Below are 20,722 nucleotides of genomic sequence, written 5' to 3'. Positions count from 1 at the left end.
ATCCTTATGATAACAAGTGTTTTTAAAAAATCTACACCATTTAATTTTTCTTTGGTGGTAATTTTAATGCTGGTTTTCTTTTTTCTTTACCAAATCCAGGATGTTTCTTGGGCAAAATCAATTATTTCTATTTTGCAAAGGACTGGATTGTTATTGGTTTTATTGGCAACAATTTTCCTTGACAGTTTTATTTCAAAACGCAACGGATTGAGTAGAGACAGTACTTATACTGCTTTTTTTTATTTTTTATTTTTGCTTTTTTTTCCAAAAATATTGAATAACTCAAATCTGATTTTGTCTAATTTCTTTGTTTTATTAGCCATCAGACGATTAGTTTCTTTGCAAAGTTTGAAAGAGACCAAAGAGAAGCTTTTTGATGCTTCATTATGGATTTTTGTTGCGGCCTTATTTCAGTTTTGGAGTATTTTGTACATTCTTTTGGTTTTTATATCGGTAATATTCCACGTTTCCAGAGATTATAGAAACTGGGTTATTCCTTTTATAGCCCTTTTTGCAGTAACCATATTATTTGTTTCTTGCTCTTTAATTTTGGATTTTCATAGTATAGCTTTTTTGCAAAAGACCAGCAAAATAAGCCTGAGTTTAGATTATTTTACAAATAATTATCAAAATGCTGCCTTTTCTATTTATGCGACAGTTGCTTTGTTTTTTTTGGTATCAATGGTTTCAACTTTATCCAGCAGACCGTTGGTTTTGCTTTCTTCTTATAAAAAAGTGATAGCTTCGTTTTTTATTGGAATTTTGGTTTTTGTTTTATCAGCCAATAAAAGCAACGAATTACTGGTTTTTACTTTTGCACCACTGGCAATAATGGCTACAGCGCATATCGAAATATCGAAACCGCAATTGAAAGAGGAAATCGTTCTATTTGTTCTTATGGCCTGTAGCGTTTTTACTTTCTTTTCGCAGTTATAATTTAGAACCGTAAGCCAAATCTCCGGCATCTCCAAGTCCCGGAATAATATAACTTTTGTCGTTGAGTTTTTCATCAAGATCGGCAACCCAAAGATGACAATTTTCGGGTAAGTTCTCTTGTAGGTATGCAATGCCTTCGGGCGCAGCAATAGTCACGGCAATATGAATTTCTTTTGGAGTGCCTCTTTCCATTAGTCGATTAAAAACAGCTACCAGGGATTGTCCTGTTGCTAGCATAGGATCCACCAGCAAAAGATTTTTTCCATTAATATCTGGGATAGCTTGGTATTCAACCAATATATCAAAGAAATCATCATTGTTTGGATGATGCCTGTAGGCAGAAATGAATCCGTTTTCGGCGTCGTCAAAATAGTTCAAAAAGCCCTGGTGTAACGCTAAACCGGCTCTTAAAATAGAACAAATGACCAATTGATCGGCAATTTCTGTCGTTTTTTTAACACCTAGCGGAGTTGTTATTTCAATGTCTTTGTAGACAAAAGACTGACTCATTTCGTAAGCCATAATTTCGCCAATACGTTCAATGTTTCTACGAAAACGCATGCTGTCCTTTTGGACATTGACATTCCTGATTTGACCTAGAAAGTGATTTAAAACACTATTCTTTTCTGACAAATAATGTACTTCCATAATTTTAATATTAAGAACTTAATATGTGAAGTTTTTTTTATGCCATAAAAGTATAAAAAGTATCTTTGTATTTCTAAAATCATTAAAGATATGTTTTCAAAATTAGCTTATTCTGTATTTGAGCAAAGTATAAAAGATTATCATCAGTTTGATAATGTAGATCAACCGATAAACAATCCTTATCCAAAAGATAAATTTGAACATTTGTTGTATCTAAAAAATTGGATTGACACTGTGCAATGGCATTTTGAAGATATTATCCGTGATCCGAACATTGATCCGGTGGCTGCTTTGACTTTAAAAAGAAGAATCGATGCTTCAAATCAGGAGCGTACAGATATGGTTGAATATATCGATAGTTATTTTCTTCAAAAATACAGCCATATTGTGGTAAAAGATGATGCCAAAATCAATTCTGAAAGTCCAGCATGGGCATTCGATAGATTGTCTATTTTGGCCTTGAAAATTTATCACATGAATGAAGAAGCAACTCGTGCCGAAGCTTCACAGGATCATAGAGATAAATGTCAGGCAAAATTGAATATATTGTTGGAACAAAGAAGCGATTTATCTACAGCAATCGAAGATTTATTGAAGGATATCGAAAATGGTGATAAATTCATGAAAGTGTACAAACAGATGAAAATGTACAATGACGATGATTTGAATCCTGTTTTGTATCAAAATAAAAAGTAATTTTTGGAAACAAATTTGTCTTCAAAAATTCAACATATAGCCGTCATGAGACTATCCGCAATGGGAGATGTCGCCATGACGGTTCCTGTTTTAAGGGCTTTTGTACAACAAAATCCAAAAATAAAAATCACAGTTGTTTCCAGACCTTTTTTTAAACCTTTTTTTGAAGGAATTCCCAATCTTTCTTTTTTTGCTTTTGATGAAAAAGAACGACACAAAGGTTCTTTGGGATTACTGCGATTGTATCAGGATTTGAAAACATTAAAAATTGATGCTTTCGCCGATTTACATAATGTTTTACGTTCCAAAGTCGTTCGGACCCTTTTTGCTGTAAGCGGAAAAAAAGTGGCTTCGGTTGACAAAGGAAGAAAAGGGAAGAAGGAATTGACGCGTCCCGAAAACAAAATTTTCAAACAACAAACCACAATGTTTGAAAGACACGTTAAAGTCTTTGAACAACTTGGTTTTGTGGTCGATTTAACCAATCCAATATTTCCGAAGAAAGCAGATTTAGACAATGAAATAATTACTTTGATTGGTGAAAACAACCAAAAATTGATCGGAATTGCACCTTTTGCTCAATATGATTCCAAGGTTTATCCTTTGGATTTAATGCAACAAGTCATCGACCAATTAGCATCAATTAAAACGAATAAAATTTTGCTTTTTGGAGGAGGTAAAAAGGAAATTGAACTTTTAAATTCCTTTTCTGACGACAAAGAAAATGTGATTGTTGTGGCAGGAAAAATCAAGTTTCAGCAAGAATTACAACTCATCAGTAATCTTGATGTAATGCTTTCTATGGATTCCGGGAATGCACATATCGCTGCGATGCTTGGTGTAAAAGTGATTACACTTTGGGGAGCAACGCATCCTTTTACCGGTTTTTCGCCGTTTAATCAGCCATTGGAAAACGCTTTGGTTTCGGACAGAAATTTGTATCCAAAATTACCCACATCCGTTTATGGAAATAAAAAGGTGGAAGGTTATGATGATGCCATGCGGACGATTACTGTTGACAAAGTGGTTTCAAAAATTTAAGCAGTTCAAAAAAATAAAGCATCATACTCCAAGAGGTATAATGCTTTCAATTGTGATTTTTGACAAATGCTTAAATTTTACCAAAAGAGTCTAAGCCACTAAGTCATATTTTCCATCTTGGTCAAGAAGATAATGACCCATTATTTTCTTTTTCTTTTTGTCTACGACAATTACAACAAAATTATTTTCTTTTTCTGTAGATAGTAGAACGTGTTCGAATTCTTGAGTAGAATCTCTATAGACTTTATGAATCAATTCGCGTTCTTTGATTTTGTTCGATAGAACTTTGTTCGTTTGTAAATTACTTACATACGGCCAAATATTAAAAATACTTGTGTCAATTCGTGCTATTTCTAGCATTTTCCCAATCATTGTTGATTGATATTTCTCTTTTGTAAGCTGTTTTGTCTTTTTCTGTTTTTTCGTTATTTGAATTAAAACGAGAGTACATAGTAAAGCAGTTGTTACAAAAAGCAAAATAAAATGGAGATGAACGTAGTGAAGGATTTTCATGGTTTTTGGTATATTAGTTAGTGTATTATTATCAAATGCGATTCAATTAAATTTATCCTTAATAAAGAAGAATAGGATTGCTGTAAATGCACTACTAATATAGTAAAAATCAAGATATTTTAAAACAAAAAACTCCACTTTTCAGCGGAGTTTTCGTTTATTATTTAGATAGTTTTTTAAACATCATCATAATCCACACGTATTGTTGGAGTCGTAGGATGAGCCTGACAAGTAAGGATTAGTCCTTCTTCAATTTCGCTGTCAGAAAGAATAGAATTTTTCCTCATCAATGCTGCACCTTCTGTAACACGAGCGAGACAGCTGCTGCAAATTCCGCCTTGGCAGGAATACGGAGCGTCTACGCCTTGTTTTAATGCTGCTTCAAGAATGGTTTGTTTTAATGACATTTCGAAAGTCGTTTCTTCATCATCGACTAGAACGGTGATTTTAGAATGTCCTACTAATGCTTCCTGAATAGTGTTTTCGTGTGAAGAGGTTTTGAAAAGTTCAAATTTTATTGCCGAGTCTTTCACATTTTTTTCTTTCAAAACACTCGAAACAGAATTAATCATGTCTTCTGGACCACACAGGTAGAATTTTTCAAAATCCAATGCTGCGTGTTTATTGTTTAAGGCAAAATTCACCACAGATTTATCAATTCTGCCAAACAAAGCATTTTCGACATTAGCTTGACTATAAACATAATGTATAAACAAGCGACCTACATATTGCTGATGTAAATCGTGTAGTTCCTGATGGAAAATGGTTTGCTCTGGTGTTTTATTTCCATAAACCAAAACAAATGAACTTTTAGGTTCGTTTTTCAAAACCGATTTCAGAATGGACAAAACAGGAGTAATTCCGCTTCCGGCCACAAAAGCAATATAATTTTTTTGACGGTCGATTTCTGGTTCAAAAGTGAATTTTCCTTCTGGTTTTCCCACTTCAAGCACATCACCGGCTTTTAATTTATTGTTTGCAAATTGTGAAAAAAGACCATCTTTTACAGCTTTTACCGCAATTCGCAATTCACTGCTTCCGGGAGCCGAACAAATAGAATAGGCACGACGGATTTCGGTATTGTCCAACGTCAAACGTAAGTTTACGTACTGACCGGCTATGAAAGTATAATTGGATTTTAATTCTTCGGGGACATTAAAAAGTATCGAAACGGCATCATTGGTTTCGCGTTTTACTTCTTTTACAATCAGTTTAAGAAAATTTGGCATGAGACTGTTTTTTTTGCAAAAGTAATAAAACTATTTAGGATTGAAAGAATTTGATATAATTCACTTTTATTCGAATATATTTTGTAACATTTTCCTACTTTTAACTACTTATTTGAAAATCAAATACTAAACGATGATTGCAAAATTTATTTATCTAGAATGGAAATCTTTTACGCGATCGGCGTCTTTCGCGCAGAGTTTGGCCTTGAAAATTCTGATTGGATTTCTGGTAGCTTATTTTACGTTTGTTTTTCTGGCATTGGGAATAGGAAGTTTTTATATTCTAAGAGAAATGGGCTTGGAACCATTGGTTACGGTAAATAAATTTCTGGTGTATTATTTTTTGATAGACTTGATTATTCGGCTTTTGTTGCAGGCAATTCCGGTTATGAATATTCGGCCTTTATTGGTTTTACCATTTAAAAGAACAACAATTGTACATTTTTCATTGGGCAAAACGGCATTGTCATTTTTCAATTTGGTGCATGGTTTTTTCTTCCTTCCTTTTTGTGCCGTTTTGATGTACGAAGGCTACGATGTGATTAGTGTTCTATTATGGGGGATGGCTCTTTTTGCATTGGTTTACTGCAATAATTTTTTGAACATTATACTGAATAACAAAGACAATTTATTGGGAATTTTTCTTGGGATAATAGTCATTTTGGGAGCTTGTCAATATTACAGACTTTTTGATATTACCTTTTATACTTATCCATTTTTTGAGGGTTTATTCCATACCAAATGGGTTTTTATGATTCCGGTTTTGGTGTTGTCGGGATTGTATTTTTGGACGTATAATTATCTGAAAGGTGATTTGTATTTGGACGCAGGATTATCTGTGAAAAATGATGTTGCCAAAACAGAGAATCTTACTTGGCTGAATCAGTTTGGAACATTGGGAACATTTTTGAAAAATGACATCAAATTAATTAAAAGAAATAAACGTTCAAAATCTACTGTTGGTTTTAGTATAATGTTCTTGTTCTATGGGCTGATATTTTTTAACAGTCATTCACATCAGCCGCCGGTTATGCAGATTTTTGCAGGGATTTTTGTTTCGGGCGGATTTTTATTCACTTTCGGTCAGTTTGTTCCAAGTTGGGACAGCTCGTATTATCAGTTGATGATGACACAGAATATTCCGTATCGTGGCTATTTGAATTCAAAATGGTGGCTTATTGTTATAGGTACATTTATTTCCACAATTTTGGCATCTTTTTATCTCTATTTTGGATGGCAGGTATATCTCACAATAGTCGCAGGAGCCATTTATAATATTGGAGTAAACTCCCATTTGGTGTTGTTGGGCGGGGCTTTTACGAAAACGCCTATCGATTTATCAATGTCCAAAGGGGCTTTTGGAGACAAAAAAAGCTTTAACATAAATACAATGTTACTTTCTTTACCAAAATTGGTTTTGCCATTAGTATTATATTGGTTGGGATCCCACATAATGAATCCAAAACTGGGCTTGGCTTTTGTGGCATTGGCAGGTGTATTGGGGTTTATGTTCCGAAATATAGTTTTTTCGATGATAGAAAAAATTTATTTAAAGGAGAAATACAAAACTATTGAGGCTTACAAACAAAAAAGTTAATTAGATAAATTGACCGAATCAACAAATTAACGATTAAACTTAAAAAAATGATACAAGTAAATAAGCTTTCCAAAGTATATAATGTGACCACCGTATTGAAAATAGAATCACTGGAAATTCCAAAAGGACAAAGTTTTGGGTTGGTGGGTAATAACGGAGCGGGGAAAACCACTTTTTTCAGTTTATTATTGGATTTAATTCAGCCCACAACAGGACATATTTTAAATCATGGAATTCAGGTAAATAACAGTGAATCTTGGAAACCTTTTACAGCTTCTTTTCTGGACGAGAGCTTTTTGATAGGTTATTTAACTCCCGAAGAATATTTCTATTTCATCGGCGATTTGAGAGGTCAAAACAAAGCCGATGTCGATGCGTTATTGACTAAGCACGAAGAATTTTTTAATGGCGAAATCCTTAAAAACAAAAAATATTTACGTGATTTATCCAAAGGAAATCAAAAAAAGGTGGGAATCATTGCAACATTAATAGGGAATCCCGAAGTTGTTATTCTGGATGAACCTTTTGCCAATTTGGATCCAACAACGGTAATTCGGTTAAAAAAAATAATTAAAGAATTGTCCGAAAACCCAAACATTACAATATTAGTTTCCAGTCATGATTTGCAGCATACAGTTGATGTTTGCGACAGAATCGTTGTACTCAGCAAAGGAGAATTGGTCAAAGACATGATGACTTCCAAAGAAACGCTACAGGAATTGGAATTGTTTTTTGCTGTTTAAATTAATATTTTACAAAAAGAAACGTATTTTTACAAGTCATTATACTAAATTCTTTTTTTGCAAGTTTAATGCTTAAACGTTTTCCTTTGAAAAGAACTACTTCAAAATACATTTTAGTCACAGTATCAGTGTCTTTCTTGATAGCATGTTCTACCAAGAAAGATACTTTTTTGGCCAGAAATTCCCATGCGTTAAGCACAAAACTCAACATATTGTATAATGGACAAATTGCTTTGGATAAAGGTGTAAAAGAGGTCAATGACAATACAGTCGAAGATTTCTGGAAACGGCTGCCTGTTGAGAAAATGCAGTCTAATGAAGATGTACCCGTTGACGGAAAAACCAAAAATGCCAATTTTGAAATAGCCGAAGGAAAGGCAACCAAAGCCATTCAAAAACATTCGATGAACATTGGTGGCAACGAAAAAAATTACCAAATCGATGAAGCTTATTTATTGCTTGGAAAATCAAGATATTATGATCAACGATTCATACCGGCTTTAGACGCGTTTAATTATATTCTATATAAATATCCCAACAGCAGTAATATTTACAGTGCTAAAATTTGGCGTGAAAAAACCAATGTCCGTTTGGGAAATGATGCTTTGGCGATAAAAAACACCTCAAAACTCATCAAAGACAACGATTTAAAAAAACAAGAATTTGCCAATGCAAACGCAATTTTGGCAAGTGCTTTTTTGAATTTAGAACAAAAAGACAGCGCAATTGTTAAGTTAAAATTGGCGAATGATTTTACCAAAATTAACGAAGAAAAAGAACGTTATTCTTTTTTGTTGGGGCAATTGTATGAAGAAGCAGGCCAAAAAGACAGCGCCATTTATTTTTATCAGAAGGTGATTGATATGAATAGAAAGGCCGAAAGAAAATTTGTTATTCAGGCTTACGCCAAAAAAGCAAAGCTTAATAATTATCAGGGGGAAGACTATGATTTATTTGTCAAAAAATCCAAAAAAATTATGGAAGACAGAGAAAACAGACCCTATCTTGACGTGATTTACCACAGTATCGGAATTTTTTACGATAATAATAATGATAAGGAAAAGGCATTGGAGTTTTATAATGCTTCTTTGGACACCAAATCCAAAGACTCCTATTTGAATGCTTCGAATTACAGAAATATTGGGAATTTATACTTTAAGCATACGGATTATCCTTTGGCCGCCAAAAGCTATGACAAGTGTTTGGAATTGCTGAATCCAAAGACCAGAGAATACCTTCAGATTTCAAAAATCAGAAAAAATCTTGATGAAGCTATTGTCAATGAAACCATTGCCAAACGAAACGATAGTATTATTTACGTTGCTTCCTTAAACAACTCGGACAGAGTAATTTATTATGAAAATTATATTCAAAAATTAAAAAGCAGTGATGAACTGAAAAAATTGCTTGAAGAAAAACAAAAGAAAATAGAAGGGAATATTGCATTAAATACAGCGGGTAAAATGCAAAATGATGCGACTCCAACTCAAAATGGCCAAAAGATAAACCCGCCAGCTTTTGCACTACCTTCTAATAATAGTCCGACAGCAGCTTCGAATGTATTTTATTTTTATAACCCAAACACGGTCGCTTATGGGAAATTGGAATTTCAAAAAATATGGGGGAACAGATCACAAAATGGGTATTGGAGAGTTTCAGCAGCAAACACTTCAGATACTAATTTAGCAAATACCGATGCAGTTCCACAGCAGGATGCCAGTAAGGAAGTTGCGGTTTCTGAAGTAAATGAAAAGTACACTACAGATTATTATTTGAAACAATTGCCAAAATCACAGACAGCCATTGACAGTATCGTTAAAGAGAGAAATGAGATTTATTATCAATTAGGGGTTATTTACAAAGAAAAATTCAAGGAATATGATCTTGCCGTAGACCGATTGGAAAAACTGCTGACATTCCATCCAGAAGAAAAATTAATTCCACCTACAAAATACAACTTATATAAGATATATGAGATAAACAATCCGAATAAGGCTGCCGCAATCAAGAGCGAGATTGTGAGTCAATATCCGGATTCCCGTTATGCACAAATTATCACGAACTCAAAACTTCAGAAGGTTACGGCCAGTGATTCTCCCGAAGCGGAGTATGAAAGACTGTACCGATATTATGAGCAGGAAAATTTCGGTTTGGTTTCGGAGAGAATAGATGGTTTGATCAGCCATTTTGCAGGAGAAGCCATAGTGCCAAAATTTGAGTTGCTGAAAGCGTATAATATCGGAAAAACACAAGGATTGGATGCTTATAAAAAAGCGATAGAATATGTGGCTGATAATTATGCGAACAGTAAAGAAGGAAAAGATGCGATGGAAATTCTTAAAACGCAGATTCCGCTTTTGGAAAAAATGAGTTTCAGCACGGTTGATAACAAAAATTGGAAAGTGGTTTTCAGGATTGATAAATATGACACCAAAACTGAAGCTGCAATCGAGAAAAAATTGCTTTTATTTTTGGCCAATGAAAATGTAGAGAAGCTAAAATACAGTTGTGAATCTTATACTGAAAAAGAAAGTTTCATAACAATACAAGGCATTCATTCAGAATCGTATGCGCAATTCATAGTGGCGCTTTTTGCCGAAAATGAGAAATATAAAATAAACCAGCCTGGAGTTGTTATTTCAAACGAAAATTATAAAATCGTCCAGATTAAGAAAAATTTTGATGAGTTTCTTTCACTAAAAAAATCGTAATTATGTTTGATAAAAAACCAAAATCCTACACAGATCTTTTAGGAAAAACCAACAGAATTGTAGAAGGAACCACTATTCATGGTGATATAGTTTCCCCAGCCGATTTTAGATTGGATGGTGAACTGATAGGAAATTTTACTTCAAAAGGTAAACTGGTAATTGGGCCAGCAGGTAGTATCAAGGGCGATATTATTTGCAATACGGCAGATATTGAAGGAAAATTTGAAGGTAAAATTCAGGTAGAGGAAATTTTAAATGTTAAAGAATCAGCCAGTATTATTGGCGAGGCGGTTATTGGCAAACTATCTGTTGAACCCGGAGCCACTTTTAATGCAACTTGCGTTATGTTGACAAATAATTCTAAAGGGACAAAAAGTGCCAACGAATAAAGATCCCCAAAAAAACAACTATAATAAATGGTTGGCATTAATTAATATCCCAATCCAGATGGGTGCTATCATTTTCCTCTTTTCTTATTTAGGAAACTGGCTTGATGAAAATCATCCAAGCCCAAAAGTATATTATGTAAAAATACTGGTGTTGGTAGGGGTTTTTGTGGCATTATATAATGTAATTCGGCAAGTAAACGAAATCAATAAAAAACTATAATGATTCTTAAAAAAATTCTCCCATTTTTAACTTTATTGGGAATTGCATTCCTATTGTACGCTATCCACAAAACGGTTTTCCATAGTTTAGGCATCAACCAGGAGTCTTTTCATTATTCATTGGAAATGCTTTATTTATTTTTCTTTTCTTTTTCTGCAATTATTTTCATGGTTTTATTGATAGTCAAAAAAAGGAGTTTTGACAATGTTGGAATGTCATTTATGTTGGCTACAAGTATAAAGATGATTTTTTGTTATTTGATTTTGCGACCAATATTACACGTTCAAAAATCAGCAGATCCAACCGAGAAGATAAATTTTTTCATCCTATTTATTGTTTTCTTAATAATTGAGACTCTTTTTACGATACACTTGGTGAATGAAAAAAGGTAAACATTTTTTGGGTGTACCCAAATCTTAAAAAAATACTTTTTTTTTGCTTTTGAGTATTAATAAAAAATGTACCTTTGCGCCAAATTTTAGAATCGTTAAAAAATAAGTTATTCAAGAGATATGGTGATTTCCAACAAAGCACTTAGATTTATTATAGCGACTTTCGTTATATGTCTTCCTTTTAAAAGTATTGCGAATACTGAAACTGATACTACGGCTGTAGAAAAAGTAGTAGCACACGAAGGGGCTGAAGCAAACCATGAAGCACATGCTGAACCAACAGATGTGAAGTCTAAAGTAAAAGCATTTGTAAAACACCACGTTTTAGATTCTCACGAATTTTCTTTTTTCCAAGATGACGTTACAGGGGAACATTATGGTTTTTCATTACCAGTTATTCTTTGGGATAATGGATTGCAGGTTTTCTCTTCTTCAAAATTTGAACACGGAGAAGCTGTTGTTGAGTCAAACGGAAATTACTACGTATTAAATCACCACGACGGGAAAATATATAAAACAGATGCAGCCGGTACACTTACCGAAGACGAAGCAACAGGACATCCTACAAACGTGCGTCCTTTGGATTTTTCAATTACAAAAACTGTTTTGTCAATCATGATTGCGGCTGTTTTGATGTTTTTAATTTTTACAAGTTTAGCAAAATCCTATGTAAAAAATAATGGAATCGCTTCTGGAGCTTCCCGTATTTTTGAGCCGCTTGTATTATTTATCCGTGACGAAATTGCAATACCAAATATTGGCGAGAAACATTATAAGAAATATATGAGTTATTTACTGACTATCTTTTTCTTTATTTTGTTTTTGAATATTTTTGGTTTAATGCCTTTTGGTATTAACGCTACCGGAAATATTACAATTACTTTTTCATTAGCAATCCTTACTTTTTTAATCACAAACTTTACTGCCAACAAAAATTATTGGGGACACATATTTTGGATGCCTGGTGTACCAAAAGTGATGCGTCTGGTTTTGGCTCCAATTGAGTTATTGGGAGTTTTAATCAAACCTTTCTCATTGATGATACGTTTGTACGCTAATATTTTTGCAGGACATATTGTATTGATGAGCATTATTGGACTAATGTTTATTTTCAAAAGTTGGATAGGAAGCCCTTTATCATTTGGATTGTCATTTGCGCTTTCTATTCTTGAGATATTAGTGGCATTTTTACAAGCATATATTTTCACGATGCTGTCTGCTTTGTACTTCGGTTCAGCAGTAGAAGAACATCACCATGAGGAAGCTCATCACTAAAATGTTTATTGTTTGTTGTTTAGAGTTTGTTGTTTCGCAACAATAAACCATAGACAATAAAACATAAACCCAACAAAGAATTTTTAATTTTTAATACATATTTATTATGACAACTATTCCAAACATTATTGGTGCAGGTTTAATCGTTATCGGAGCAGGTTTAGGTATTGGTAGAATCGGTGGTTCAGCAATGGACGCTATCGCTCGTCAACCAGAAGCTTCTGGAAAAATCCAAACTGCTATGCTTATCGCTGCTGCACTTATTGAAGGTATTGGTTTTGCTGCGTTATTCGCATCTTAATTAAAACTAAAAAAACAATAGTTGCAACGGTTGGTTGTAACTATTGTTTTAATTAATTATTGAAAATTATAGTAAACAGATTAAATTTTATTTTTAAAATACAATTTACAATTTATAAAAAATGGAAAAGTTAATAAATCAGTTTGAGTTCGGTTTGTTTTTCTGGCAAGTATTGATATTTGTTGGGTTAATATTGTTATTGAAAAAATTTGCCTGGAAACCTATTCTTGATGCCGTAAACGATAGAGAAGAAGGAATTAAAAATGCATTGCTTTCTGCCGAAAACGCTAGAAAAGAAATGCAAAACTTGCAAGCTGACAACCAACGTATTTTGCAAGAAGCAAGATTGGAGCGTGATAACATGCTTAAAGATGCTCGTGAAATGAAAGATAAAATGGTTGAGGATGCAAAAACTGAAGCTCAGGCTCAAGGTCAAAAAATGATCGACCAAGCTAAAGTTGCTATCGAAAGCGAAAAAAATGCAGCTATGGCTGAATTGAAATTACAAGTTTCAACTTTGTCTTTAAGTATTGCTGAAAAATTATTAAAAGATGAATTGTCTAACAAAGAAGCTCAAACAAAATTGGTTGAGAAATTGTTAGGTGACGTAAAATTGAACTAATCATGGCAAGTACTAGAGCAGCAATTCGTTATGCAACCGCAATTTTAGATTTATCCAATACAAAAGGGGTATCTGAAGCTGTAAATAATGACATGAAATCTATTGCTTCGACGATTAAAGGTAATGAGGAATTGAGTACTTTTATTCAAAATCCAACCATTAAAGTAGAAGTGAAAGAGAAAGCACTTTTAGAAGTTTTTGCTGGTGTTGATAATGTAACCAAAGGTTTGCTTCATTTGTTATTTGAAAACAAAAGATTCGAAATCCTTGATGTTATCGCTGCAGAATACAGCAAATTGTTTGATATCAAGAATAATGTTGAAGTAGCAAAAGTAACTACAGCCGTTGCTATGGATGCGGCGCTTGAAGCTAAAGTTTTGGCTAAAATAGCAACACTTTCTGATAAAAAAATAACAATCGAAAATACTGTAGATCCTTCAATTATCGGTGGATTTATATTAAGAATAGGCGATCAGCAATACAATGCTTCTGTTGCCAACAGATTACAAATATTAAAAAGAGAGTTAAGTAATTAATTAGTTTTATTACACATAAGTGTCTAAATTATAAATTAAGATGGCGGAAATCAAACCAGCTGAAATTTCAGCAATATTAAGAAAGCAAGTAGAAGGTTTTGAATCTGGTGCTACACTAGAGGAAGTGGGGACAGTGCTTCAAGTTGGAGATGGTATTGCTCTTATTTATGGGCTTTCAAATGTTCAATATGGTGAGTTAGTTGAATTCGAAAACGGTTTAGAAGCAATCGTTTTGAACCTAGAACAAGACAATGTTGGTGTAGTACTTTTGGGACCTTCAACAGGAATCAAAGAAGGATCTACAGCAAAAAGAACACAACGTATCGCTTCCCTTAAAACAGGAGAAGGAATCGTTGGACGTGTTGTTAACACTCTTGGTCAGCCAATTGATGGTAAAGGTCCAATCACTGGAGAATTATACGAAATGCCTTTGGAAAGAAAAGCTCCTGGAGTTATCTTCCGTCAGCCAGTAACTGAGCCTTTGCAAACAGGTGTTAAAGCAGTTGATGCTATGATCCCAGTTGGTCGTGGACAACGTGAGCTTGTTATCGGTGACCGTCAAACAGGTAAATCTACCGTTTGTATTGATACCATCTTAAATCAAAAAGAATTTTACGATGCAGGAAAACCTGTATTTTGTATCTACGTAGCTATTGGTCAAAAAGCTTCAACTGTTGCTGCTATCGCAAAAACATTGGAAGAAAAAGGAGCTATGGCTTATACAGTGATTGTTGCTGCAAATGCTTCTGATCCAGCTCCAATGCAAGTTTATGCTCCTATGGCAGGTGCTGCAATTGGAGAATATTTTAGAGATTCTGGTCGTCCAGCTTTGATTGTTTATGATGATTTGTCTAAACAAGCAGTTGCTTACCGTGAGGTTTCTCTTTTGTTAAGAAGACCACCGGGACGTGAGGCATATCCTGGAGACGTTTTCTACTTACACTCTCGTTTATTAGAAAGAGCTTGTAAAGTGATTGCTGATGATAGTATCGCTAAAGACATGAACGACTTGCCAGATTCTTTAAAAGGAATTGTAAAAGGAGGAGGTTCTTTGACAGCTTTACCAATTATCGAAACACAAGCGGGTGACGTTTCTGCATATATTCCAACAAACGTAATTTCGATTACTGACGGACAGATTTTCTTGGATGGTGACTTGTTCAACTCTGGGGTTCGTCCAGCTATTAACGTAGGTATTTCTGTATCTCGTGTTGGAGGTAATGCTCAAATTAAATCAATGAAAAAAGTATCAGGTACATTAAAACTTGACCAAGCTCAATTCCGTGAATTGGAAGCGTTCGCTAAATTTGGTTCTGATCTTGATGCTGTTACTTTGAACGTGATCGAAAAAGGAAAAAGAAACGTTGAAATCTTGAAACAAGATTTGAACGATCCTTATACTGTTGAAGACCAAGTTGCTATTATCTATGCCGGTTCTAAAAACTTATTGAGAAATGTCCCTGTGAATAAAGTGAAAGAATTTGAGAAAGATTACTTGGAATTCTTGAACAATAAGCATAGAGATACTCTTGATGCTTTGAAAGCAGGAAAATTAACAGACGAAATTACAGACGTACTTGAGGCTGTTGCAAAAGAAGTTTCAGCGAAATATAACTAATTAGATAATTCGTGAATTAGATAATTAGAAAAGGTTTTACTTATTCTAATTATCTAATTCTCAAATTATCACATTTTCTAATTAACAAATGGCAAACTTAAAGGAAATCCGTAATAGAATTACTTCCATTTCATCTACGATGCAAATTACATCGGCAATGAAAATGGTTTCTGCAGCAAAGCTAAAGAAAGCACAAGATGCAATCACGGCAATGCGCCCTTATGCCGAAAAATTAACGGAATTATTACAGAATCTTTCTGCTTCACTTGATGGTGATGTTGGAGGAGAATTTACTACACAACGTGAAGTAAAAAAAGTTTTAATCGTGGCCATAACTTCAAACAGAGGTTTGTGTGGTGCTTTTAATGCGAATGTAATTAAGGAAGCTAAAAACCGTTCTGAATATTATGCCGGTAAACAGGTAGATGTTTTTGCTATAGGAAAAAAAGGAAACGATATTTTATCTAAAACGGCTACTGTAATAGATAATCAAAGTTCAGTTTTTGATAACTTAACATTTGAAAATGTTGCCGATATCGCAAAAACGTTAACTCAAAAATTCCTTGCTGGAGAATATGATAGAATAGAATTGATTTACAATCAATTTAAAAATGCTGCAACACAAATTGTACAAACAGAACAATTTTTACCGTTAGCACCTGTTCAATCAGATAAAGCTTCTGCAGGAGATTATATTTTTGAACCTGCTAAGGAAGAAATCGTGTTGACTTTGATTCCAAAAGCATTGAAAACGCAATTGTACAAATGTGTTCGCGATTCATTTGCTTCAGAGCACGGAGCTCGTATGACTGCGATGCACAAAGCAACTGACAATGCTACCGAATTAAGAAATCAATTGAAATTGACTTACAACAAAGCACGTCAAGCCGCTATTACTAATGAAATCCTTGAGATTGTTGGTGGAGCTGAAGCCTTGAAAGGATAAGTTTTAAAATAACAAAACAGAAAAAGAGCCTTTTGGCTCTTTTTTTATGCTTTGTTTTAAAAGGGAAAAATAGTTTTATAATTGCTTGTGCTTTTCACTAGAGGGTATTAGCTTTTTGTTTTTTCTTTTTACTTTGCATCAACATCTGCTGTCAAAGTTTTCAGAAAAGCTACCATATCGTTGGCGTCATTATCAGAAATGTCTTTATTCAATTGTAACTTGCCCATAATCTGAATAGCTTCCTTTAGCGAAGCAACGGAACCATCATGAAAGTAAGGAGCAGTTTTTTCAGCGTTTCTTAAACTTGGAACTTTGAACATGAATTGGTCTCCGTCTTGTTTGGTTCTGTCAAAAAGACCTTTGTCAATTTTGGTACTATGGGTTAGCTTGGCATATTCGCTGTAAATCCCGAACTTTTGGAACATTTGACCTCCCACCGCCACACCACTATGACAGGTAACACAACCATTGTCTATAAAATTTTCCAATCCTTTTTTCTCCTGTTGGTTCAAGGCGTTTTCTTTTCCTTCTAGGTAGTTATCAAATTTGCTTTTGGGGTGTAACTTGCTTTCAAAAGCCGCTATTGCTTTGGCAAGGTTGTCAAAAGTGATAGGTTCTTTGTCGTTGGGAAATACCTTTTTGAACATAGCTTGATATTCTGGTATTGCTCTTAATCTTTTCTCCAAAAATTCTTTGTTAGGAATTCCGTGTTCAACAGGATTAAGTAAAGGTCCCTTAGCTTGTTCTTCCACGTCTTTGGCACGTCCGTCCCAAAATTGCATAGAATGGAGAGAAGCGTATATCACCGAAGGGGAATTTCTCCCGCCTAGTTTCTTAGTGTCTCCCAAGGAAAATGATTGATTATCAACACCAAATGCAGCTAAATTATGACAAGAATTACAGCTGATGGATTCATTTTTTGATAAAGCTTTATCATAGAATAACTTCTTGCCCAAATCGATTTTTTCTTGTGGTATGTTATCTTCTGTTAATGTTGAAACTGATTTAAAGAAATTGGATGCTTTGACAGCTAATTCCGATTTATTAACTGTTGGAACTTTTGAAAAATCATTGTCAGCAGATTCTTTTTTGCAGGATACAAAAGCTAAGCCTGCTAAAATTAGTGTAATTTTTTTCATTTGAATATAAATTTAGTTTTTATAAAAATTAATATTTGAAATTCAAAATAGATTCATTTTGATTCTTTTCAACTTTTATAAACGAATGTGTAAAATTATACCTCAAATTTAAAGACATGGGCGGAAGATAAAACCGACTTTTATCATAAATTAAGTTTTTTTTGACAAAAAATACAGAATATATAAAAAACGAAAAAGAGCCAAAAGGCTCTTTTTTTATGCTTTGTTTTAAAAGGAACAAATAGCTTTATAGTCCTTATGCTCTATTTTTTAAGGGTAATATTAGCTTTTCCCCGAGGCTTTGTTATTTTTTTTGAGGCAACAATTAGCTTTATAAATCCCTATGCTCTGTTATTTTTTGGTAAAACTTAGCTTTGACCGTGTTTTGTTTTAGAAGGACAAATTGACTTTATAATCTTTGTTTATCTTTAACTTTGCAAATATCAGTCATTCAGTAAGTTCTCACAATACCCACTTTTGGTGATTTTTTTAATTATTCTAAAAGGATTAATTTTGCTTTTACAATTTTAAATTTTAAATATTTGAAAGTCGTCGAACTCGCCACTGTTACCGAAATGTTGGATCAAATAGGGACAATGAAACATTTGTACCCCAATATCACTTTGGAAAAGTATGAGGAATATTTAAATGAAATGGTCCCACACAATTACAAACAAGTAGCCGTTTTTGATGATGGAATTTGTATAGGATTAACCGGTTTTTGGACAGCTATCAAACTTTGGACAGGAAAATATATAGAAATTGATAATTTCATTGTCCATTCAGAACATCGTTCCAAAGGAGTTGGAAAAATGATGACTGATTATATTGATGCCAAAGCCAAAGCCGAGGGCTGCAATGCGATTGTTTTAGATGCTTTCACCGGAAACTTTACGGCACATCGTTTTTATTACAATCAAGGTTATGAACCAAGGGGATTTCATTTTGTAAAAATGTTGAACGAAGAGGGCCTGACATAGCATCTTTTATTTAGAAACTTTATTCAATTGCAAAAGACCGAAAATAACCAAAGAATTGGTTATTTTTGTTTTATAATAACTAACAGAAAAACATTTTGGGATTATACAAAAAGCTTTTACAACAGACTGCCATTTATGGGATTGCTACTGTAGTACCAAGAATATTCAGTTTCCTTTTGACGCCACTTTATACCCATATGCTTCCAAAAGATGAATATGGTAAAGTCTCCATCATTTTTGCCTGGATGATTTTTTTCAATGTTATTCTGGCTTATGGTATGGAAACCGCTTTTTTTAGATTTTATAATTCAGAAAAGAATAAGGAAAGCGTAATCGAAACCACGATTATTTCTATTTTCTGGTCCACAATACTTTTCGTTTTTTTGGCATTAATGTTTAGAAATACCTTGGCGGTTTGGTCGGGGGTAGATACGCAATATGTCACGTATTCTATTTGGATTTTAGCGCTGGATGCTTTGGTTATTGTCCCTTTTTCCAAATTAAGGGCTTACCAAAGACCAAAATTTTATGCCATGATAAAAATTGGAAATGTGGTGGTTAATTTGATATTAAATTTATTCTTCCTACTCTATTTACCGAGCATTTCAGAGTCGCAGCCAGACAGTTTCCTTAGCTCAGTTTATATCGAAAACTTTCAGGTAGGTTATATTTTTCTTGCCAATATCATTGCTAGTTTTATAACTTTTGTGGTACTTTTTCCTGATTATTTTACAATCAAATGGAAATTTGATTATGAACTCTGGAAACGAATGATGCGTTATGGATTACCTATCATGGTGGCAGGAATTGCCTTTGCAATAAACGAACAGTTTGACAAAATCCTTTTGGGAAAATTATTGCCAGATAATATTGCCGATGAACAAGTTGGGGTTTACTCTGCCTGTTACAAATTGGGGCTTTTTATGGTTCTCTATAGAACAGCTTATACCCTTGGGATTGAGCCATTCTTTTTCAGTCACGCTTCCAATGACAAAGCGCAGGAAACCTATGCGACGGTTACTAAATATTTTGTCATTTTCGGTTCTTTCATTCTATTGACTGTAATCGTTTTTGCCGATCTTTTGAAACAAGTCATGATTCCAAATTCATCCTATTGGGAAGCCATGAAAGTAGTTCCACTGATTATATTGGCCAATTTCTTTCTTGGAATCTATACCAATCTTTCCGTTTGGTACAAACTCATTGACAAGACGTATGTTGGCGCCTATATTTCGATAGTTGGAGCTGTTGTAACACTGATTTTAAATTATTTACTAATTCCAAAATACAGTTATTATGGTTCTGCGATTGCAACCCTTTCGGCCTACGGAAGCATGATGTTCATTTCCTATTATTTGGGGAATAAGTATTACCCGATTCCCTACGACAAGAAAAAAATAGGAGGCTACCTGTCTTTATCTACCGGGTTTTCATGTATTTCTTTTTATGGTTTTAACGGGAATTATTATATCGGAATTTCACTTTTGGCTATATTTTTAGGGTTTATTTATTACAATGAAAAAGCCTTACTTTTGCAAATTTTGAAAAGGTCAGCAAAAAATTAGGAGCTATTTCCTGCTATCCGTTACAATCTTGTTGACCGAACCCCGGTTAACAAGGATTTTCACTACACACGAGCGTAGCGAACTGGCGAAGCAATCAGGGCTAGGGCATACTAGAATCAACATCATTTTATATTAAAAAAATAATGACAATAAACATCATCAACAAATCACAGCACGCATTGCCAAATTACGAAACCATTGCGTCTGCCGGAATGGATTTAAGAGCAAATTTGGTCGAACCGATAACTTTGCTACCATTGGAAAGAACCATTGTAAAAACAGGGCTTTTCATTGAATTGCCAATTGGTTACGAAGCACAGGTGCGCCCAAGAAGCGGATTGGCTGCCAAAAACGGAATAACCGTCCTTAATGCTCCCGGAACCATCGATGCCGATTACAGAGGCGAAATAGGAGTAATTCTGGTAAATTTATCCAACACACCATTTGTTGTAGAAAATGGAGAACGTATTGCCCAACTTATTATCGCCAAACATGAGCGAGCAGAGTGGAACGAAGTCCATGAATTAACCGAAACGTCAAGAGGCGCAGGCGGATTTGGAAGCACAGGAGTAAAATAAAATTTAATAATTCAAATAGTTAATGATTAAAGATTTAGCCCCCCTAA

22 protein-coding genes are annotated in these 20,722 nt (G+C 34.1%); 18 read left to right on the top strand and 4 right to left on the bottom strand.

Annotation, left to right across the window (positions count from 1 at the left end; translation table 11 throughout):
- Window positions 1–6: 6 nt before the first annotated feature.
- Entirely contained in the window at window positions 7–936 is a 930-nt protein-coding gene (locus EM308_RS03800; protein ID WP_035636033.1) for a DUF6427 family protein, read from the top strand.
- On the opposite strand, the gene upp is transcribed toward EM308_RS03800, so the two are convergent.
- Complete coding sequence (gene upp, locus EM308_RS03795) at window positions 931–1,584, bottom strand: uracil phosphoribosyltransferase (protein WP_035636036.1); 654 nt, start codon at window positions 1,582–1,584, stop codon at window positions 931–933. The two genes, EM308_RS03800 and upp, sit on opposite strands and share 6 nt — an antisense overlap.
- Window positions 1,585–1,674: 90 nt before the next feature.
- Between upp and EM308_RS03790 the strand changes: the two genes are divergently transcribed.
- Window positions 1,675–2,280: a DUF4254 domain-containing protein gene (locus tag EM308_RS03790; protein WP_035636039.1), complete on the top strand. Its 606-nt coding sequence runs from the start codon at window positions 1,675–1,677 to the stop codon at window positions 2,278–2,280.
- Window positions 2,281–2,325: 45 nt separating this feature from the next.
- Complete coding sequence (locus EM308_RS03785) at window positions 2,326–3,321, top strand: glycosyltransferase family 9 protein (RefSeq protein WP_035636124.1); 996 nt, start codon at window positions 2,326–2,328, stop codon at window positions 3,319–3,321.
- 90 nt (window positions 3,322–3,411) lie between these two features.
- Here the strand turns inward: EM308_RS03785 and EM308_RS03780 are convergent, their stop codons facing one another.
- Together EM308_RS03780 and EM308_RS03775 are read right to left on the bottom strand one after the other, a co-directional pair.
- Entirely contained in the window at window positions 3,412–3,834 is a 423-nt protein-coding gene (locus EM308_RS03780; protein ID WP_035636042.1) for a hypothetical protein, read from the bottom strand.
- Between the two features lie 176 nt (window positions 3,835–4,010).
- Entirely contained in the window at window positions 4,011–5,063 is a 1,053-nt protein-coding gene (locus tag EM308_RS03775) for a ferredoxin--NADP reductase (protein ID WP_035636044.1), read from the bottom strand.
- Between the two features lie 133 nt (window positions 5,064–5,196).
- Here EM308_RS03775 and EM308_RS03770 point away from each other — a divergent pair, with 133 nt between their 5' ends.
- From EM308_RS03770 to atpG, 12 genes are all read left to right on the top strand, one after another.
- The gene (locus tag EM308_RS03770; protein ID WP_035636046.1) at window positions 5,197–6,660 is read left to right on the top strand and encodes a DUF5687 family protein; all 1,464 of its coding nucleotides are present in this window, start codon (window positions 5,197–5,199) and stop codon (window positions 6,658–6,660) included.
- 47 nt (window positions 6,661–6,707) lie between these two features.
- Window positions 6,708–7,403 (top strand): ABC transporter ATP-binding protein, encoded by a 696-nt coding sequence (locus EM308_RS03765; RefSeq protein ID WP_035636048.1) that lies wholly within the window; start codon window positions 6,708–6,710, stop codon window positions 7,401–7,403.
- An 86-nt stretch (window positions 7,404–7,489) separates the two neighbouring features.
- Window positions 7,490–10,114 (top strand): type IX secretion system periplasmic lipoprotein PorW/SprE, encoded by a 2,625-nt coding sequence (gene porW / locus EM308_RS03760; RefSeq protein ID WP_035636126.1) that lies wholly within the window; start codon window positions 7,490–7,492, stop codon window positions 10,112–10,114.
- A gap of 2 nt (window positions 10,115–10,116) precedes the next feature.
- The gene (locus tag EM308_RS03755; protein WP_035636050.1) at window positions 10,117–10,503 is read left to right on the top strand and encodes a bactofilin family protein; all 387 of its coding nucleotides are present in this window, start codon (window positions 10,117–10,119) and stop codon (window positions 10,501–10,503) included.
- Entirely contained in the window at window positions 10,490–10,723 is a 234-nt protein-coding gene (locus tag EM308_RS03750; protein WP_035636053.1) for an AtpZ/AtpI family protein, read from the top strand. Before EM308_RS03755 ends, EM308_RS03750 begins: the two co-directional genes overlap by 14 nt.
- A complete protein-coding gene (locus EM308_RS18215) occupies window positions 10,723–11,115 on the top strand; it encodes a DUF6168 family protein (RefSeq protein WP_035636055.1) in 393 nt (130 codons plus the stop codon). Before EM308_RS03750 ends, EM308_RS18215 begins: the two co-directional genes overlap by 1 nt.
- Before the next feature lie 120 nt (window positions 11,116–11,235).
- Window positions 11,236–12,390 carry a F0F1 ATP synthase subunit A gene (gene atpB / locus EM308_RS03740; RefSeq protein ID WP_035636057.1) on the top strand — a complete coding sequence of 385 codons (1,155 nt, stop codon included), beginning with the start codon at window positions 11,236–11,238 and terminating at the stop codon, window positions 12,388–12,390.
- 106 nt (window positions 12,391–12,496) lie between these two features.
- Window positions 12,497–12,691, top strand: a complete 195-nt coding sequence (gene atpE / locus EM308_RS03735) for an ATP synthase F0 subunit C (protein WP_007808444.1) — start codon at window positions 12,497–12,499, stop codon at window positions 12,689–12,691.
- Between the two features lie 121 nt (window positions 12,692–12,812).
- Window positions 12,813–13,313 carry a F0F1 ATP synthase subunit B gene (locus EM308_RS03730; protein ID WP_035636059.1) on the top strand — a complete coding sequence of 167 codons (501 nt, stop codon included), beginning with the start codon at window positions 12,813–12,815 and terminating at the stop codon, window positions 13,311–13,313.
- Window positions 13,314–13,315: 2 nt separating this feature from the next.
- The gene (gene atpH / locus EM308_RS03725; RefSeq protein ID WP_035636061.1) at window positions 13,316–13,849 is read left to right on the top strand and encodes an ATP synthase F1 subunit delta; all 534 of its coding nucleotides are present in this window, start codon (window positions 13,316–13,318) and stop codon (window positions 13,847–13,849) included.
- A 40-nt stretch (window positions 13,850–13,889) separates the two neighbouring features.
- Window positions 13,890–15,467: a F0F1 ATP synthase subunit alpha gene (gene atpA / locus EM308_RS03720; protein ID WP_035636063.1), complete on the top strand. Its 1,578-nt coding sequence runs from the start codon at window positions 13,890–13,892 to the stop codon at window positions 15,465–15,467.
- Window positions 15,468–15,555: 88 nt separating this feature from the next.
- Window positions 15,556–16,413, top strand: coding sequence for an ATP synthase F1 subunit gamma (atpG, locus tag EM308_RS03715; protein ID WP_035636065.1), 858 nt, complete (start codon window positions 15,556–15,558; stop codon window positions 16,411–16,413).
- A 128-nt stretch (window positions 16,414–16,541) separates the two neighbouring features.
- Here the strand turns inward: atpG and EM308_RS03710 are convergent, their stop codons facing one another.
- Window positions 16,542–17,552: a cytochrome-c peroxidase gene (locus EM308_RS03710; protein WP_035636066.1), complete on the bottom strand. Its 1,011-nt coding sequence runs from the start codon at window positions 17,550–17,552 to the stop codon at window positions 16,542–16,544.
- A gap of 575 nt (window positions 17,553–18,127) precedes the next feature.
- Here EM308_RS03710 and EM308_RS03705 point away from each other — a divergent pair.
- The 3 genes from EM308_RS03705 (at window position 18,128) to dut (ending at window position 20,675) form a co-directional block, all read left to right on the top strand.
- Window positions 18,128–18,532 carry a GNAT family N-acetyltransferase gene (locus tag EM308_RS03705; protein ID WP_051877729.1) on the top strand — a complete coding sequence of 135 codons (405 nt, stop codon included), beginning with the start codon at window positions 18,128–18,130 and terminating at the stop codon, window positions 18,530–18,532.
- A 95-nt stretch (window positions 18,533–18,627) separates the two neighbouring features.
- Complete coding sequence (locus tag EM308_RS03700) at window positions 18,628–20,097, top strand: lipopolysaccharide biosynthesis protein (protein ID WP_035636070.1); 1,470 nt, start codon at window positions 18,628–18,630, stop codon at window positions 20,095–20,097.
- Window positions 20,098–20,240: 143 nt separating this feature from the next.
- Window positions 20,241–20,675, top strand: coding sequence for a dUTP diphosphatase (dut, locus tag EM308_RS03695; RefSeq protein WP_035636073.1), 435 nt, complete (start codon window positions 20,241–20,243; stop codon window positions 20,673–20,675).
- Window positions 20,676–20,722: the final 47 nt, after the last annotated feature.

It is taken from the genome of Flavobacterium gilvum (genome assembly GCF_001761465.1).
Taxonomy (GTDB): domain Bacteria; phylum Bacteroidota; class Bacteroidia; order Flavobacteriales; family Flavobacteriaceae; genus Flavobacterium; species Flavobacterium gilvum.
This window is presented reverse-complemented; position numbering and strand designations above follow the sequence as displayed.